We start from the raw sequence: 15,395 nt of genomic DNA on the forward strand, positions 1-15,395 counted from the left end.
GTAAATCACAAAAACCTAAACACATCTCCATTGTTATAATGGTGGATTTTGTTTAGTTTTTTTAGCGATTGAATCGTTTTCGAGGAACTAGGCATGAGACAGCGAATACTGCGAAAGCGCCCGCAGATCCAGCAGCAAACACCAGCTCAGATTGTTCTGGTTTGGGCTTGAATAACAAAGGGACAGTAAGAATGAGAGCCGCACCACTAAAGCTCAATCCTAATATCAACATTGCCAATAATTTATTCATAGAAACACCTCCTACATCAGAATTAGAACAATCGAAACGGCTGATTTAAGAATCATTCTGATGATTCGACATCCTTTAACATTCCTAGTTGGAGTGTATCATATGGTGGCGGGCGATTGGTTTCTTTTCATTAAAGCACACAACCGTGAAATAAACTTTTTCAAACGAACACTGTTCTTTGCGAACAGTGTTCGTTATAATATAAAAGAGATGTGGCTTTAAACGATTTCCATAAAGAAGAGGAGATGCATACGATGACGGCATTATCTAAGGAGCAAAAGCAAATCGCTATTATTGGAGGAGGACCTGGGGGGCTAACACTCGCCTTAATTCTGCAAAATTACGGAATACAAACAACCATCTATGAACGAGAGATGCATGACAAGAGCCTTGAAAGAGGGGGCTCACTGGATATTCATGAAGAAACAGGTCAAAAAGCTTTAAAAGAGGCGGGAGTTTATGAGAAATTTCAAAGGAACGCCCGCTATGAAGGAGAAGATTTCCGATTACTTGATAAATCAGGAAGAATTTATTTAGATGAAGAAACGGAATCAGATCAGAAAGGCACTCGCCCAGAAATTGATCGTGGTGTTTTGTGCGAACTGCTGTTAGATCAAATGGATGCTGAAAACATCAAATATGGATATAAACTAGAAAGTTGCGTTTCATTAGAAAACGGCATGACTGAGCTTCATTTTGAAAACGGAATTGTCGAGACAGTTGATCTTTTAATTGGGGCAGATGGTGCTTTTTCTCGTGTGCGTCCTCTGTTAACAGATATTGATATTGAATACGCCGGGCTCACGATGCTGGAATTGAATATCCTCAACGTAGAGGTGAACCACCCTGATTTAGCTGCATTTAATAAACGTGGTAAAATGTTTGCTTTAGCAGACCACAAAGGACTGATTGGTCAGTTAAACGGAGATGGACGAATAAAAGTGTATGCAAGCCTTATGGTAGAACGTAACTGGATTGAGACTTGTGGTATTCCGTTTCATCAAGCAAAAGAAGCAAAAGAACAATTATTACAGTTATTTAGTGATTGGGACGATCAGCTGAAAAATTATATTCGTTATGCAGAAGATGCCATCATTCCAAGAAGGATTTATACGCTTCCTGTCGGTTTTAAATGGAACCGCCATAAAGGAGCAACGCTTATCGGTGATGCCGCTCATGTCATGTCGCCATTCGCAGGTGAGGGTGTAAACATGGCGATGTTTGATGCAATGGAGCTTGCACTTGCGATTGTCCGAAATCCTCATCATATTGAAAAGGCTATTGAAGAATATGAAGACATGATGTACGAATATTCATCGGAGAAAGCTCATGAATCGGAGAAAAGTTTAAAACTATGTTTTTCAAAAAACGCTGCGGTCAAGCTTGCAGATATGATGAATTCTTTTCAAGAAAACGGTGATTGATGCTCAATTTACTATTTGACTTTGACATGTTATAAAGAGAGTATGAACAATTCAAATCGTCGTATTATAAGTCGTCGGTCTCGGCCGGCTAAAGAGCCCTTAAGCCGTGAACTCATTGTGAAAACTGCCTATGAGCTTCTAAAGGAGCAAGGGTTAGAGGGTATGAGTATGCGTAAAGTGGCTAAAGCACTCGATACGGGACCTGCATCTTTGTATGTCTACGTGAACAATTTTCAAGAACTAAGTGCTTACGTATTGGATTATGGTCTCGGCCAAATGGTTTATCCAGATTCAGCGGTTGGCACATGGAAAGAACAGTTATTTGACATATTGCATACTTATTTCCTACTGTTATTCGAAAAACCTGGTCTTGCTGAAATTTCTCTTTCCACCATCCCGCAAGGAACGAACTTTCTGCAGTTGACCGAACAACTCCTCGCTGCATTGCATGAAGGCGGGATCAAATCTACATCTGCTGCATGGGGAGTAGACCTGTTACTGTTATACGTATCTTCCGTAGCATACGAAAAGGTCTCATGGAAGAAACACGGCTCTTCGCAGATTTCAGATACAAAAAAATCATTTCATGATGCAGACAAAACGCGGTTTCCTTTCATCCATAGCCTGAAAGAAGAAATGTTTGCTGGTGATACCGTATCAATGGAACGGTTCAGGTGGGGAATTGAAGTCATTTTGTATGGAATCCAGCAAGAAATCAATTAGAAAGGAGCAAAAGAAAAAGCAGTCAATGGCTGCTTTTTTTATATTTCCTCAACTTTTTTATACATATAAAAAAATCTATATATTGTTTTTATATATAAAAAATTATACAATCTAGTGGAATAAACAAATGAGGTGCTTAGGCATGGAAAATATAAAGAATTTATTAGAGAGCTATATTCCTTTAGCAAAATCTACGGCAAAAATGTTTGGACCAAATTGTGAAGTAGTTATTCATGATTTAACGAACCCTCAAGCATCTGTCATGTTTACAGTCAATCATCATGTGACGGGAAGAAAAATCGGTCAATCATTTGATCATTTGGTAAAGACTGTTTTACAATCAGAAGATTTTAAAGAAGATTATCTTGCTGGGTATACATTTAAAACAGAAGACAACCGTACCATTCGTTCTTCGACTTCATTAATTCGTGATTCGAAGCAAAAGGTGATCGGTGCATTCTGTATCAATTTTGATGTTGAAGCATTGAATCAAATGCAGCAATTTATGGATACTTTTCTTTCTACAAAAGTTGAAGTTCAAGAGAATGAATCAACATCAAATGATGAACTTGAAAATGTGGAAGAAATAGTAGATCAATTGATTCAACAGATCATTCAAAACAGTGTTCACCCAGTCATGAAACGCCATGAAAAAATTGAATTAATAAGGTTCATGGATGAAAAGGGAATTTTTTTAATGAAAGGATCTGTTGAGAAGGTCGCATCTATGTTAGGTATTTCCAAAGTCACCGTCTATAGCTATTTAGATGAGATCAAGCATAAACCGAATGAAGGGGAAACGAAATGAAAAGCATCCTTGAGGTAGGGAATCTAAAATCCAACGGACACTATGCATTCGCAACCATTCATCAAAACACGGTCTACGTTTCAGGACAATTTGCCATCAATCCCGAAACAAGAGAAAAAGAATTCGGCACCATTGAAGAAGAGACATTACAAGCACTTAAGAATGTGGAAATGATTGTAGAAGCGGCTGGAAGTAAAAAAGAAAAGATTTTGCGTATGACATTATACATTTCGGATATTCATTTATGGGATAAAGTAGATGCGGTTTACACTGAATTTTTCGGTGAACATAAACCAGCACGTACTGTTGTACCAACGAATGAATTACATTTTGGTTTCAAGATTGAAATGGATGCCATTGCATATATTTAGAATATTTTTTTGACCACCCTATATAAAAAATTATATTTTGTATAAAAAAATATTCAAAGGGGCAGATGAAGAATGAATCAATTAAGTTGTAACCATTGCGGGAAAAAATATGAGATGACACCAACTCTATGGAAATGTGATTGTGGTGGAGTATTAAATCTAGTGAAAGATACCCCGAAAATAGACGTCACAGCTTGGGATCACTATCCAAATTCATTATGGCGTTATGTTGAAACCATGCCATTTCCAAAAGATTCTAAGACGTGGGAAACTGTGACAATGGGCGAGGGCCAATCTCCTTTAATCGTTTTAGATCCTAATGAGCCAAACACTTATGTAAAAGTTGATTATATGATGCCGACACTATCATTTAAAGACCGTGGAGCAGCTGTGTTAATGACAAAAGCTAAGGAATTAGGGGTAACAAAAGTCATTGCTGATAGCAGCGGGAATGCAGGAACGGCAATTGCTGCGTATGCTGCGCGTTGTGGTATTGCCTGTGACATCTATCTAAGTGATCAAACATCACCTAAAAAAGTCGCTCAAATAAAAGCCCACGGAGCAACGATTAAAGAAATTCATGGTACACGAGAGGACATTGCAGCTGCGGCCCAAAAGGCAGTAGACGAAGAAAACGTTTTTTATGCAAGCCATGTCTATAACCCTTATTTTTTCGAGGGTACAAAAACATACGCCTATGAAATCTATGAGCAACTAAAAGGAGCACCGGATGCTTTAATCATTCCGGTTGGAAACGGCACTCTGCTGCTCGGTGCATATTATGGCTTTAGAGAGTTATTCGAAAATGGTCTCATTCATAAAATACCGAAAATTGTTGCTGTACAAGCGAAAAACTGCGCACCACTTGTGAAAGCTTTTCAACATGCGGAGGAATCAGCAACGCCTGTGACAAATAAAGGGACTGTAGCAGAAGGGATCGCTATTGCTGCTCCAGCGCGTTCTAAACAAATTTTAGAAGCTGTACACAAGACGAATGGTACGTTTATTGATATTGAAGAAGAAGAAATTATACATGCACGCTCTAAACTGAGTCAGAAAGGATTTTATGTCGAAGTGACATCTGCCATCAATTTTGCTGGCTACATGAAATATCAAAAGGAATCAGAAGAAACCATTATCATACCTCTTTGTGGGGCAGGGATTAAATCAAAATAACCTTAGGACTCTGGTAGAATAGAGCGTTGCGTGCCTCGTTGTCCCATTATATGATCAATCAGGAGTAATATTTGCGAATGTTGAAAACATTGACCATCACAATTTGAAAACGGAGGAATGATTCGTGGGAATGGATTTTACTCACTCCGAAGTACATTGGTCTTACACCGACTTCCATGATTTTAGATGCAAGTTAGCAGCATGTATCGGTATGAATTTAGATGAAATGGAGGGATTTGGCGGGGACATACCCTTTGAAAACTTTACAGATGACATCATTCCTTTGCTGAATCTTTCGGATTCTGATAGTTACTTAATGCCAGATGTTTGTAAGACCGTTGCAGTTAGATTGCGTCAACTGATTCACAATTGGCCTGATGATGATATAGATAAGAAGAACGCTCTCTATCTGGCAGAAGGAATGGAGTTAGCACATCAACAAAATGAGCCTATGGGATTGATATAAGATGAGAAGAAAGCTACTTTAGAAAGCATTTTTAAACCGTAGTAGCTTTCTTTCCAGTCTACCTAATTATTTTTCATTTGTTCCTCTCCCCAATAACATATCTCATCTAATACAGGCATCAGTGATAATCCCTTTTCAGATAAACTATATTCTACTTTTGGAGGTACTTGAGGATATTCTTTACGATTAATTAAGTAATCCGCTTCAAGTTCTTTTAGTGTGTTGGTTAATGTTTTAAACGAAATTGTTCCGAGCATACGTTTCAGCTGATTATAGCGAACAGGAGCACTGTTAGTATATAAAGCATACAGAACCGGCATTTTATATTTCCCGCCAATTAATGACAAAGTATACCCAAAACCAGTATCTTTTAGCTCAGCTTTCGTCTGGAAGGACTCCTCATTCATTTTACACTCTCCTTTAGGTTAGTATCGCACTTTAATTACCGTACTTGTAGTACGTTATAGCATACAATAAAATGAATGTACATCAAAATATGATGAAAATAACAAAAAAGGGTGAATGAATAATGAAAACGATTGTCTATGCACATCCTTGGGACGGAAGCTATAATCATGCCATTTTGGCTTCCATAACAGAAAATCTAGAAACAAAGAGAGAACCATTTCAAGTGATCGATTTATATAAAGATGGGTTTAATCCTGTTTTTTCAGCTGAAGAATTGCAATATTTTAATAAAGGAGATACAACTTATCAATTAGTTAAGGATTATCAAGAGAAATTAAATCAGTCAACTGAATTGATATTTATATTTCCTGTCTGGTGGTGGGATTTACCTGCTATTTTAAAAGGATTTATTGATAAAGTGATGTTAAGAGGTTTTGCATTCTTGGAAGATAAAAATACCGGTGCTTTGAAGGGCTTATTGACAAATATAAAAAAAACAACCGTGATTTCAACATCTACAACAGATAAGGATTATATAGAATCTGAAGGTGGGAATGCGATTCAAAGCGTTTTTATTAACAGAACTCTTGCTGACTTGGGATTGAAAAATGAAGACACCAAATGGATTCATTTTTCGGGAGTTAACTTAACAACAGATGAAAAGAGAAAGCAATTTTTAAAAGAAATATCCCAAAGTATTTAATTTACTGTTGCAACAAATTCGGTAACAAAGCAAGGTAGCTCAAAAAGGCCCAACCTCTACGACCGATTTAATTTATTGAGAAGGTCGTAGAGGTTTTGAAATTTAAATAAGATGGGGGGAGGTTTACACAAAAGCCGTATAAGAGTTCCACAATTTATTGAATCCACTCTAAGTAAAGCTTTGCAACTTATTATTGAATCCACTTATTGAATCCACTCTAAGTAAAGCTTTGCAACTTATTATTGAATCCACTCTAAGTAAAGCTTTGCAACTTAAGTTCTACACTTTCAGCAGACTCTTTATCACCAGTCATTTAAGCAACAACAAATCGAGCACTAATTGACCTCTTGCAGGCAATTGATCATTGCTTTCTCCTCCAAATACCCCACTATTTAAATCCATATCATTTCTGTGTTTTTTGATGTCTCTTTTAGCTCTGCCAGCTCAAACAGAGTGCTAACAGCAGAATGCCCACTGCCAATTACAGCAACTGTTTTATTCTAATACCAATTTGTTGCGTAATTTAATAATAAAGGCTACTTTAAAGAAAATACTTACTCATACCATTTCTAAAGATAGGCAGGGTCTTAGTCACTAGCTCTTCTGGTGAAATAGGTCTTCCATCCTTATTCCATGTGTATGCAGCTCCGTATATCCCCCAACTTAGCATAGTAGATAGGGTTGTTACCAATTGTTTATCCTCTAATTCAATGGTATTTTCAGTTCCTTTTAGCACAAGATCAGCTATTAGCTTCTGTAACTCCTCTTTAATTTTACTTTCTATAATCGTTCCTAAAGAATTATAACCTTTAGGACATAGGTCGCTTATCTCTTTATGGTGATCACACATGGCTAGAAAAATATTTGCAATGACTTTTTCATTGAATCCATCGTGATCATTTAGTCTTTTTTTCAATTTGTCTGTAAATGTATTGGTGATTGTAGAATGTAATAAATCAAATTTATCGTCAAAGTGCGCATAAAATGTAGCGCGGTTAATAGTAGCCTTTTCTGTGATATCACGTACCGTTATATTGTTGAAATCTTTTTCACTAGCTAACGAAAGAAAAGAGTCTACAATCAATTGTCTTGTACGAAGTGTTCTTGGATCTTTTTTTGGCATAATCATTTTTTCTTCTCCTTTTAAGGGTTCATATGGTGTTTAAAAACGACAATACAATAGAAGTGTTGCGTAAACAACATATTGGCTATTTTGGTTATTGTTTATTATTCTTTTTCATCTTATCATCAAATTATACAACGCGCGTTGCTTAAATAACACATGTTATTATGAAAAAGTTTTGATCAAGGAAATAATTGTGATCATTCAGAATAACAAAAGGAGATAGAAGACCATGAACATCACTATTTTTGGTGCAACTGGTGCAATCGGTCAACTTTTAACACAGTTTGCATTAGAAAACGGAGATTTCGTTACGGTATATGTTAGAAACCCTGAGAAAATCAAGCAAAAGCATTCGAATTTACGCATTGTAACGGGGGAGCTAACGAACACTTCAGCTATTGAAACGGCAGTTTCAGAAGCTGATGTCGTGATAAGCACCTTAGGCCCCGGGATTGATTTGTCGCGAAAACGAAAAGGCACACCGATTGCCGATGGACATAACCGGATTGTCAAAGCGATGAAGAAGTTCACCAAAAAAAGGTTGATTACACTTGCGACGCCAGCCTTGCAATCTGAAGACGATAAGAAAAGCTTATCGACGATATTGCCAAGAATATTGCCTAAACTTCTCATGCCAAATGGTTATGCCGAAATGAAGAAGATAGGAGAACTGATTAAACAATCGAACCTGGATTGGACAGTCGTTCGAATCATTAATCCTAATATCAAATACAACGGGCAATCTTATGGCTATTCATTCGGCGATCAGCCAGCTAAAATGTCCGTTTCTAGGGAAAATGTCGCTAAACTCATGTATGACGCCGCTAGGCAACGCCAATTAATCGGAAAAATGCCGATTGTCTATAATCATTAAATCAGCTTTTTGTATGAGGGTGTTGATTCAGCAAAAATTATAGGAATCATTCCGAAAATATTGTTTAGATGAAACGTGTAAATTCTTTTAATAAGTATTCAAAAAATGTTTAGGAACAAAAAACATTCATCAAAATCATAAAGGGGAAATGATCATGTCAAAAGTATTATTTGTTAAAGGAACACCTCAAAGTGAGGAACAATCAAGAAGTACGCAAGTTGCTAGAGCATTTATCAATGAATATAAGGAAGTAAATCCAACGGATGAAATAATAGAAGTAGATGTCTATTATGCAAATGTGCCATTAATCGATGCTGATTTTTTAACTGGACAAAAGAAGTTAAGAAGTGGGGAAGCGCTAACAGATGTTGAAGCACAAAAAATAGAAGCAGTGAATGCATTCACAAAGCAATTTATGGAAGCAGATAAATACATCATTCAGTCTTCAATGTGGAATTTAGGAATCCAACCCTTATTAAAAGCCTATTTTGATACAATCATGAGTGCTGGAAAAACGTTTAAATATACAGCTGAAGGTCCAGAAGGATTGATGAAAGGAAAAAAAGCAATCCATATTCATGGAATGGGAGGATTTTATTCGCAGGCAATTGGAATGGAACATTCCGATTCTTACGTGAGAGGTGCGCTAAAGTTTGTTGGAATTGAAGTGGAACCAACGATTTTTGTTGAAGGTATTGACTATGATCCAACTAAAGAAGAAGAAATTGTTACTGCAACAATTGAAAAAGCAAAAGCGGCAGCACGAACGTTTTAAAAAGAGCATTGGCGGGATTAGTTAAAAAGATGTTTATTAACATAATCCCCCTCGCACATTCATCAAAATCATAAAGGGGGAACATATGATGAAAGTAGAAATTTGGTCTGATTTTGTTTGTCCGTTTTGTTATATTGGCAAACGTCAATTTGAAATAGGGTTAGAACAGTTTGAACATAAAGAAGAGGTAGAAGTCTTATTTCGTCATTTTCAATTAGATCCATATGCGAAAAAAAACACTGGAATGGATATCCATCAAGTATTATCCTCTAAGCATGGTGTCCCATATGAAAAAGCAAAAGTACTGAACAATCAATTGAAACAGAAAGCAAAAGAGGTTGGATTAGATTATCAATTTGATACAATGATTCCTACGAATTCATATGATGCACTTCGTCTTTCTTATTATGCAAAAGAAAAAGGGAAGATACGGGAGTTTATGGAGCGTATTTTGAAAGCTCATTTCACGGATTCACTAGATATCGGTGATCACGCAACACTTGCTCAACTTACAAGTGAAATAGGTCTTGATGGCAACGAAGCTTTGGATGTTTTAGCAAATGATAAATATAGCGAGAATATTGCAGCTGATAGAGCCGAGGGATCAAAAATTGGGATTCAGGGCGTTCCCTTTTACGTAGTGAATGATAAATATGTCATCTCAGGAGCACAACCTAGCGAAGTATTTTTAGAAACATTACAACAGGTTTGGAAAGAAGAGTACGCGAATGCTAAGGTTGAAGAGCATAAATTAGAGTCGTCGCTAGATGATTATTGTTCAGATGGAACATGTAAATTTTAATGGATAATCAAAAAAGATAGAAATTACAAAAAATAATATAGTATCTCAAGGCCCAGGTATTGTTGTTCTAAATCTTGTAGTAGTGCCAACATCATCGGTGCTTGTGTTATTAGCTGCATTAAATACTACTTTATAATTAATCGTTTACTTCCAAAAAAATCAAAGGGGTTTAGCGATATGAAAAATACAATTTTTCAAGGCACAATAGAGCATTCAGGATTTGTAGTACCCGATATCGAAGTAGCAGTTGAATTCTTCACTAATATTTTGGGTTTTGAAGTCTTGTTCCGGCCAGGACGGATGCAGTTTGAAGACGATAGTTTAAAAAGATACTTTGGGGTTCACGATCATTCAGTTGTAGAAGGGGCGGCATTTTTGCAATACGGCGGTAGAAAGATCGAACTGGTTCAATGGTCGACGCCAGATCAACAGAATGTTCACCTAAAACCGAGTGATATCGGTGTAGCTCATCTAGCTATTACAGTGACCAATATAGAAGAGGCTTTGAAATATTTTGCAGAACAGCCTGATGTTAAAGTTAGAGAGCTGAGCCCTCTTGGATTTTTCTATATCACAACTTCATGGGGGATGGAGATTCAAATAATGGAATGACGCTAATATGTATTCTCATTTCCTAGTTTACATAATATATATTCTAGGAAGTTAAACAACAAACGAATTTCTTTCGTCTCAAAACTAAGTATACTTATCTTATTGAGACAAAAAAGAAAAAATCAATTAAATTGATTCATTTAAACCTAAATGCTTTTATGATATTCGGTACGATTTCACAACCATAACCATTACGTCACAACAGCGCCATTTGCTATGAGCACTGCTGTCAATCTTTCATTATTGCGCCAGTTGATGTTTGATCCATTTTCAATGAATTCTTTTACGTTCTAATGGTCAAAACGTTCATCTAAATTTAAATTATATTTGCAAAAATGCTCATCAATCTAAATATTGTATCCATCAATTTCACCTCTAACCAAAAGGATTTTCTTTTGACTAACATTTTTCATTACGTTCCTCCCTCCTGTTATTTACGAATCAGCAAGTCTCATTTATAATCGAGTAGATTTGTTCAATAACATATACATTTTTAAATGTGAGGGATTAGATGGAATTAAAGTGGTATAAAGCAATTATTGTGATCTTTACGATGTCTGGAATCTCCATCTCAACATGGTTTTCACGGACACCGGAAGTCAGAGATTTATTACAAGCAAACACAGGAACAATGGGACTTATTTTACTCGGTTTATCTGTTGGCTCAATTGTTGGGCTTGTTCTTTCAAATGTATTCGTCCGCAAAAAAGGCGGCCGAGTGGCGATTGTGATCAGTGCTTTTTTGATGTTCCTTGGATTCACTACTCTTGCCATTGGTTCATCGATCTCTTCTATCTTTGTCGTCACTTCTGGTCTTTTTCTTTTTGGAGCAGGCTCTGGCATGTGCAATGTGGCGATGAACTTAGAAGGAACAGAGATTGAGTACAACATCAAGAAAACCATTCTGCCTATATTGCATGCTTCTTTTAGCATTGGGACTTTGATTGGAGCAGGTGCTGGTATTCTTTTTATCCATTTAGGGATTTCTGTATTGATACACCTTCTCGCTATCGCCCTCCTGCTTTTTCTCTGCATATTGATTTGTACACGGTTTATTCCGCATGGGACAGGAAAGGATCAGCATGAGAAGCAGCCCGATACAGTTGAGTCTACTCAAACGGCATGGCTGAACAAACGAACAATTTCTCTTGCGATGATCGCCTTATGTCTTGCGTTTGTCGAAGGATCTGCCAATGATTGGATTCCACTTGCAATGGTGGATGGCTACGAGGTTTCACATTCCATGAGTACGGTCATCTATGCTTTATTTTTGTGCGGCATGATTAGCGGCAGACTGATCAGCGGACGTTTGATCGATCGCTTTGGCAGAGTGTTATTGCTAAGAGTTGCGATTTTATCAGCAGCTGCCGGCCTATTCTTAGTCATTTTAAAAATTTCACTTGTTGTATGTATGCTATCGATCTTTTTATGGGGGCTTGGCGCATCTTTAGGCTTCCCGCTGACCATTTCTGCAGCTGGCGATGATAGCAGGTACGCTGTCAAACGCGTTAGTATTGTGACCTTATCTGGTTACACAGCCTCTCTTTCCGGCCCTCCTATATTAGGGCTGCTTGCCAATCAAGTGGGACTGCTCCATGCTTTTAACTTTGTTCTATTTGCCATATGTATTGCAGGAATCTTTACAAAAGCTGTAGCAAAACCACATGCATTACAATCTCACTAAACGTGTCTGATCCTTGATCATGGCACTTTTTTTAAATTTAAAAAATTAAATTGAAACCTTTCATGAAGTGAAACAGTCATATAGATGTCCTGATGTTTATCGCTTTTTTAAAGAGGGAAAGTAAAAAAATAAGACTTTTCAAATAACTGAAAACGTGGTAAGATCATGAAAATAAACAGGAAGGGGTGAGAAAAATGAAAAAAAATATGCTATTAAAATTAGGTGTTTTATTCATAGCACTTGCAAGTTTTCATTTGTTCTCAATGCCTCATTCCGTTCAGGTATACCATCATGCAAAGGTGGTTGCCGATCAAGAATCACATGAAATGAAAATTGTTCAGACAATGGGCGATGAAAAGAAACAAAAACATGTGAGCGCAGTATTTGCCGCATTTACAGCACTGCTGATTATTGGCAGTATGACAGCTGGATTTGCACGCATCACTCATACTGATCGATTTGACCGGAAAAAGAAGCATTTACTTGCAGTGTTCTATCAATCTTCTTATTTCCGACTAGCTCGTGTTTAACCCAACCATCTAAATCAAAACAAAAATTGGGAGGTTTTACACGATGTTATTTTTCTTAAGAGTTTTCATTCTAGGTCTATTCTCTGTCACTTCACTTTCTCTTTTCGTCTACCAAGGAATTGAAGTAGTGCACGCCATTTCAAGCATGTTTGGCAACCACGAGAGCTAAAAGACCCGTATATAAAAGAAACCCCCTGCCAGTCGCAGGGGGTTTTCGTTTGCTTATTTATTGTCATCTGGCGCAGGTTCAGGCGTCAGAAGGACATGAGTCACTTCTCCCTGCTCTTCCTCATCTACAATAAATGATCCATTGCTATAGCGGTCATTTGCTCTGAGAGTAGAGATTTCAAGCGGTATCGTTGTACCCTTTTCTGTATCTATCTCAAGCGTATTGTGCAGAGATGCAGCGATCACAGCCACAATACGGTGCGGGTTTTTCTTTAATTCTCTTAGCATAAGAACTCCGCGTTTCGCTCTTGATGTTTTATCAAATTCAGAGAGGTTCATTCGCTTTACAGCCCCTCTTTGTGTCGTGAGCACAAGGACATCGTTCTTTGGATCAATGATCTGGCCAGAGACTACCTCGTCCCCTTCCTTCAAATTGATTCCTTTGACACCCGCCGCTCTCGGACCAACAACACTTACTTCTTCTTCATCAAACCACAAACCGTAACCATTTTTCGTTGCAATAAACAATTCCTGCTGTCCTGTTGTGACATGGACATCTACGAGTTCATCATCACCTTTTAGGTTCAAGGCGACAAGCGGTTTCGAATAGCGCTGCGCTTTATATTGAAGAAGCTCTGTTTTCTTCACCATTCCGCCTTTTGTAAAGAATAGAAGATATGACGTTTCATCAAATTCTTTTATTGGAATGGCTTTTTGGATTGATTCCTCACGATCAATTGAAATGATATTTGTAATATGCTGCCCCATGTCTTTCCAGCGTATATCTGGCAGCTGATGAACAGGACAATAAATGTAGCTTCCTTTATTCGTAAACAGCAGAAGAACATCTGTTGTATTCATTTCAAACTGATGAATCAAACGGTCAGTATCCTTCATGCCAAAGTCCTTACCGTTAGAGGCAGCATAGGAGCGCTGGCTTGTCCGTTTGATGTAACCATCCTTCGTGACTGTAACGTATACATCCTCTGATGCGATCATCACTTCAAGGTTAATCTTAATTTCTTCGATTTTTTCCTCAATGACAGATCGTCTCTCATCAGCATATGTCTTTTTGAGCTTTTTCAAGCTGTTTGTAATGACCTTTAGCAGCTTTTTCTCGTTACCTAATATGTCTTCAAGCTCTGCTATACGCACATCAAGCTCTCTTGCTTCGTCTCTTAATTGCGTAATATCTGTATTCGTTAAACGATATAACTGGAGGGAAACAATCGCTTCTGATTGTGCTTCTGTAAAGTCATATTTCGCCATCAAGTTGTTTTTCGCATCTCGCTTATCGTTAGAGGAGCGGATTGTGGCAATGACTTCATCTAAGATGGAAAGTGCCTTAATTAAGCCGTCGACAATATGGTGGCGTTCCTTCGCTTTTCGAAGCTCGTACGCTGAACGGTTCGTCACCACTTCTTTTTGATGGGCAATATATGCATCTAGTATAGTTGTCAGCGTCATTAAGGTTGGTCTTCGATTATGTATCGCCACCATATTAAAGTTATATGGGATTTGCAGATCTGAGTTTTTATATAAGAAATTCAACACACCATTTGCATCTGCTTCTTTTTTCAACTCTACTACGATTCGAAGCCCAGTACGGTCTGTCTCATCTCTGACCTCTGAAATGCCTTCTACTTTTCTTTCAATTCGGAACTCGTCCATCTTTTTGACAAGATTGGCTTTATTCACTTCGTAAGGAATTTCTGTGATCACGATTTGCTGGCGCCCGCCGCGAATGGTTTCAATCTCCGCTTTTCCGCGAATCATAATCTTCCCTTTACCAGTTTCATATGCCTTCTTAATACCGTCGACACCCTGGATAATACCGCCTGTTGGGAAATCCGGCCCCTTAATGACCGTCATTAAATCCTCAACCGTACAATGCGGCTGTTCGATTCGTTTGATGACGCCATCAATGACCTCTCCAAGATGATGCGGCGGGATATCTGTGGCATAACCTGCTGAAATCCCCGTTGATCCGTTCACAAGAAGGTTTGGGAACATCGCTGGTAATACAACTGGCTCTTTGCTTGTATCATCAAAGTTTGCAACGAATTCAACTGTTTCCTTGTCTAAGTCCTTTAAAAGCTCTGAAGCAATGGCCGACAGCCTTGCTTCCGTATAACGCATGGCAGCAGGCGGATCTCCATCGATACTCCCGTTATTCCCGTGCATCTCAATCAGCACATTTCGTACTTTCCATTCCTGACTCATTCTCACCATCGCTTCATAGACAGATGAGTCTCCGTGCGGATGATAGTTACCAATAACATTACCGACTGTTTTAGCGGCTTTACGGAAGTTTTTATCCTGCGTATTTCCTTCTGCGTACATCGCATATAAAATTCTTCGTTGTACAGGTTTTAATCCATCACGTGCATCTGGAAGTGCACGATCTTGGATAATATATTTACTATAGCGGCCAAACCGGTCGCCGATTACTTCTTCTAATGGTAAATCATGAAATCGTTCTTGTTGTGCCATGT

At 37.9% G+C, this 15,395-nt stretch carries 18 protein-coding genes; 14 read left to right on the forward strand and 4 right to left on the reverse strand.

Annotation, left to right across the window (positions count from 1 at the left end; translation table 11 throughout):
- Positions 1–61: 61 nt before the first annotated feature.
- Entirely contained in the window at positions 62–250 is a 189-nt protein-coding gene (locus tag ACLGGR_RS00375) for a hypothetical protein (RefSeq protein WP_410972287.1), read from the reverse strand.
- A 254-nt stretch (positions 251–504) separates the two neighbouring features.
- On the opposite strand from ACLGGR_RS00375, the gene ACLGGR_RS00380 reads away from it, so the two are divergent.
- The 6 genes from ACLGGR_RS00380 to ACLGGR_RS00405 all read left to right on the forward strand — a co-directional run bounded on the left by ACLGGR_RS00380 (position 505) and on the right by ACLGGR_RS00405 (position 5,218).
- Complete coding sequence (locus ACLGGR_RS00380) at positions 505–1,674, forward strand: FAD-dependent oxidoreductase (protein ID WP_410972288.1); 1,170 nt, start codon at positions 505–507, stop codon at positions 1,672–1,674.
- A gap of 42 nt (positions 1,675–1,716) precedes the next feature.
- Entirely contained in the window at positions 1,717–2,397 is a 681-nt protein-coding gene (locus ACLGGR_RS00385) for a TetR/AcrR family transcriptional regulator (protein WP_251215329.1), read from the forward strand.
- A gap of 142 nt (positions 2,398–2,539) precedes the next feature.
- Positions 2,540–3,205, forward strand: coding sequence for a helix-turn-helix transcriptional regulator (locus ACLGGR_RS00390; RefSeq protein WP_410972289.1), 666 nt, complete (start codon positions 2,540–2,542; stop codon positions 3,203–3,205).
- Complete coding sequence (locus ACLGGR_RS00395) at positions 3,202–3,576, forward strand: RidA family protein (protein WP_410972290.1); 375 nt, start codon at positions 3,202–3,204, stop codon at positions 3,574–3,576. Before ACLGGR_RS00390 ends, ACLGGR_RS00395 begins: the two co-directional genes overlap by 4 nt.
- Before the next feature lie 72 nt (positions 3,577–3,648).
- Positions 3,649–4,752, forward strand: a complete 1,104-nt coding sequence (locus tag ACLGGR_RS00400; protein WP_410972291.1) for a threonine synthase — start codon at positions 3,649–3,651, stop codon at positions 4,750–4,752.
- A 130-nt stretch (positions 4,753–4,882) separates the two neighbouring features.
- On the forward strand, positions 4,883–5,218 hold the full coding sequence (locus tag ACLGGR_RS00405; protein ID WP_410972605.1) for a hypothetical protein: 336 nt from the start codon (positions 4,883–4,885) through the stop codon (positions 5,216–5,218).
- Between the two features lie 62 nt (positions 5,219–5,280).
- On the opposite strand, the gene ACLGGR_RS00410 is transcribed toward ACLGGR_RS00405, so the two are convergent.
- Positions 5,281–5,625 carry a winged helix-turn-helix transcriptional regulator gene (locus tag ACLGGR_RS00410; RefSeq protein WP_410972292.1) on the reverse strand — a complete coding sequence of 115 codons (345 nt, stop codon included), beginning with the start codon at positions 5,623–5,625 and terminating at the stop codon, positions 5,281–5,283.
- Between the two features lie 122 nt (positions 5,626–5,747).
- Here ACLGGR_RS00410 and ACLGGR_RS00415 point away from each other — a divergent pair, with 122 nt between their 5' ends.
- Positions 5,748–6,329, forward strand: a complete 582-nt coding sequence (locus ACLGGR_RS00415) for an NAD(P)H-dependent oxidoreductase (protein WP_410972293.1) — start codon at positions 5,748–5,750, stop codon at positions 6,327–6,329.
- 541 nt (positions 6,330–6,870) lie between these two features.
- On the opposite strand, the gene ACLGGR_RS00420 is transcribed toward ACLGGR_RS00415, so the two are convergent.
- On the reverse strand, positions 6,871–7,458 hold the full coding sequence (locus ACLGGR_RS00420; protein WP_410972294.1) for a TetR/AcrR family transcriptional regulator: 588 nt from the start codon (positions 7,456–7,458) through the stop codon (positions 6,871–6,873).
- A 226-nt stretch (positions 7,459–7,684) separates the two neighbouring features.
- Here ACLGGR_RS00420 and ACLGGR_RS00425 point away from each other — a divergent pair, with 226 nt between their 5' ends.
- The 7 genes from ACLGGR_RS00425 to ACLGGR_RS00455 all read left to right on the forward strand — a co-directional run bounded on the left by ACLGGR_RS00425 (position 7,685) and on the right by ACLGGR_RS00455 (position 12,901).
- Positions 7,685–8,329, forward strand: a complete 645-nt coding sequence (locus ACLGGR_RS00425) for an NAD(P)-dependent oxidoreductase (RefSeq protein ID WP_142944921.1) — start codon at positions 7,685–7,687, stop codon at positions 8,327–8,329.
- A 154-nt stretch (positions 8,330–8,483) separates the two neighbouring features.
- Positions 8,484–9,104, forward strand: a complete 621-nt coding sequence (locus ACLGGR_RS00430) for an FMN-dependent NADH-azoreductase (protein ID WP_251215337.1) — start codon at positions 8,484–8,486, stop codon at positions 9,102–9,104.
- A gap of 88 nt (positions 9,105–9,192) precedes the next feature.
- Positions 9,193–9,906, forward strand: a complete 714-nt coding sequence (locus ACLGGR_RS00435; protein ID WP_410972295.1) for a DsbA family oxidoreductase — start codon at positions 9,193–9,195, stop codon at positions 9,904–9,906.
- A gap of 177 nt (positions 9,907–10,083) precedes the next feature.
- A complete protein-coding gene (locus tag ACLGGR_RS00440) occupies positions 10,084–10,518 on the forward strand; it encodes a VOC family protein (RefSeq protein WP_142944918.1) in 435 nt (144 codons plus the stop codon).
- Positions 10,519–11,029: 511 nt separating this feature from the next.
- Entirely contained in the window at positions 11,030–12,202 is a 1,173-nt protein-coding gene (locus ACLGGR_RS00445; RefSeq protein ID WP_410972296.1) for an MFS transporter, read from the forward strand.
- A 194-nt stretch (positions 12,203–12,396) separates the two neighbouring features.
- Positions 12,397–12,732, forward strand: coding sequence for a hypothetical protein (locus tag ACLGGR_RS00450; protein WP_340867106.1), 336 nt, complete (start codon positions 12,397–12,399; stop codon positions 12,730–12,732).
- Between the two features lie 43 nt (positions 12,733–12,775).
- Positions 12,776–12,901 (forward strand): hypothetical protein, encoded by a 126-nt coding sequence (locus tag ACLGGR_RS00455; protein WP_260601818.1) that lies wholly within the window; start codon positions 12,776–12,778, stop codon positions 12,899–12,901.
- A 53-nt stretch (positions 12,902–12,954) separates the two neighbouring features.
- On the opposite strand, the gene parC is transcribed toward ACLGGR_RS00455, so the two are convergent.
- On the reverse strand, positions 12,955–15,393 hold the full coding sequence (gene parC, locus ACLGGR_RS00460; protein ID WP_410972297.1) for a DNA topoisomerase IV subunit A: 2,439 nt from the start codon (positions 15,391–15,393) through the stop codon (positions 12,955–12,957).
- Positions 15,394–15,395 lie beyond the last annotated feature (2 nt).

It is taken from the genome of Bacillus sp. BD48, assembly GCF_046566805.1.
In the GTDB taxonomy this organism is placed as follows: domain Bacteria; phylum Bacillota; class Bacilli; order Bacillales; family Bacillaceae; genus Bacillus; species Bacillus safensis.

Bases quoted from the DNA above. Each gene is read 5' to 3' on its own strand.
- ACLGGR_RS00375 (WP_410972287.1), bottom strand. From the start codon at position 250: ATGAATAAATTATTGGCAATGTTGATATTAGGATTGAGCTTTAGTGGT.
- ACLGGR_RS00380 (WP_410972288.1), top strand. From the start codon at position 505: ATGACGGCATTATCTAAGGAGCAAAAGCAAATCGCTATTATTGGAGGA.
- ACLGGR_RS00385 (WP_251215329.1), top strand. From the start codon at position 1,717: ATGAACAATTCAAATCGTCGTATTATAAGTCGTCGGTCTCGGCCGGCT.
- ACLGGR_RS00390 (WP_410972289.1), top strand. From the start codon at position 2,540: ATGGAAAATATAAAGAATTTATTAGAGAGCTATATTCCTTTAGCAAAA.
- ACLGGR_RS00395 (WP_410972290.1), top strand. From the start codon at position 3,202: ATGAAAAGCATCCTTGAGGTAGGGAATCTAAAATCCAACGGACACTAT.
- ACLGGR_RS00400 (WP_410972291.1), top strand. From the start codon at position 3,649: ATGAATCAATTAAGTTGTAACCATTGCGGGAAAAAATATGAGATGACA.
- ACLGGR_RS00405 (WP_410972605.1), top strand. From the start codon at position 4,883: ATGGATTTTACTCACTCCGAAGTACATTGGTCTTACACCGACTTCCAT.
- ACLGGR_RS00410 (WP_410972292.1), bottom strand. From the start codon at position 5,625: ATGAATGAGGAGTCCTTCCAGACGAAAGCTGAGCTAAAAGATACTGGT.
- ACLGGR_RS00415 (WP_410972293.1), top strand. From the start codon at position 5,748: ATGAAAACGATTGTCTATGCACATCCTTGGGACGGAAGCTATAATCAT.
- ACLGGR_RS00420 (WP_410972294.1), bottom strand. From the start codon at position 7,458: ATGATTATGCCAAAAAAAGATCCAAGAACACTTCGTACAAGACAATTG.
- ACLGGR_RS00425 (WP_142944921.1), top strand. From the start codon at position 7,685: ATGAACATCACTATTTTTGGTGCAACTGGTGCAATCGGTCAACTTTTA.
- ACLGGR_RS00430 (WP_251215337.1), top strand. From the start codon at position 8,484: ATGTCAAAAGTATTATTTGTTAAAGGAACACCTCAAAGTGAGGAACAA.
- ACLGGR_RS00435 (WP_410972295.1), top strand. From the start codon at position 9,193: ATGAAAGTAGAAATTTGGTCTGATTTTGTTTGTCCGTTTTGTTATATT.
- ACLGGR_RS00440 (WP_142944918.1), top strand. From the start codon at position 10,084: ATGAAAAATACAATTTTTCAAGGCACAATAGAGCATTCAGGATTTGTA.
- ACLGGR_RS00445 (WP_410972296.1), top strand. From the start codon at position 11,030: ATGGAATTAAAGTGGTATAAAGCAATTATTGTGATCTTTACGATGTCT.
- ACLGGR_RS00450 (WP_340867106.1), top strand. From the start codon at position 12,397: ATGAAAAAAAATATGCTATTAAAATTAGGTGTTTTATTCATAGCACTT.
- ACLGGR_RS00455 (WP_260601818.1), top strand. From the start codon at position 12,776: ATGTTATTTTTCTTAAGAGTTTTCATTCTAGGTCTATTCTCTGTCACT.
- parC (WP_410972297.1), bottom strand. From the start codon at position 15,393: ATGGCACAACAAGAACGATTTCATGATTTACCATTAGAAGAAGTAATC.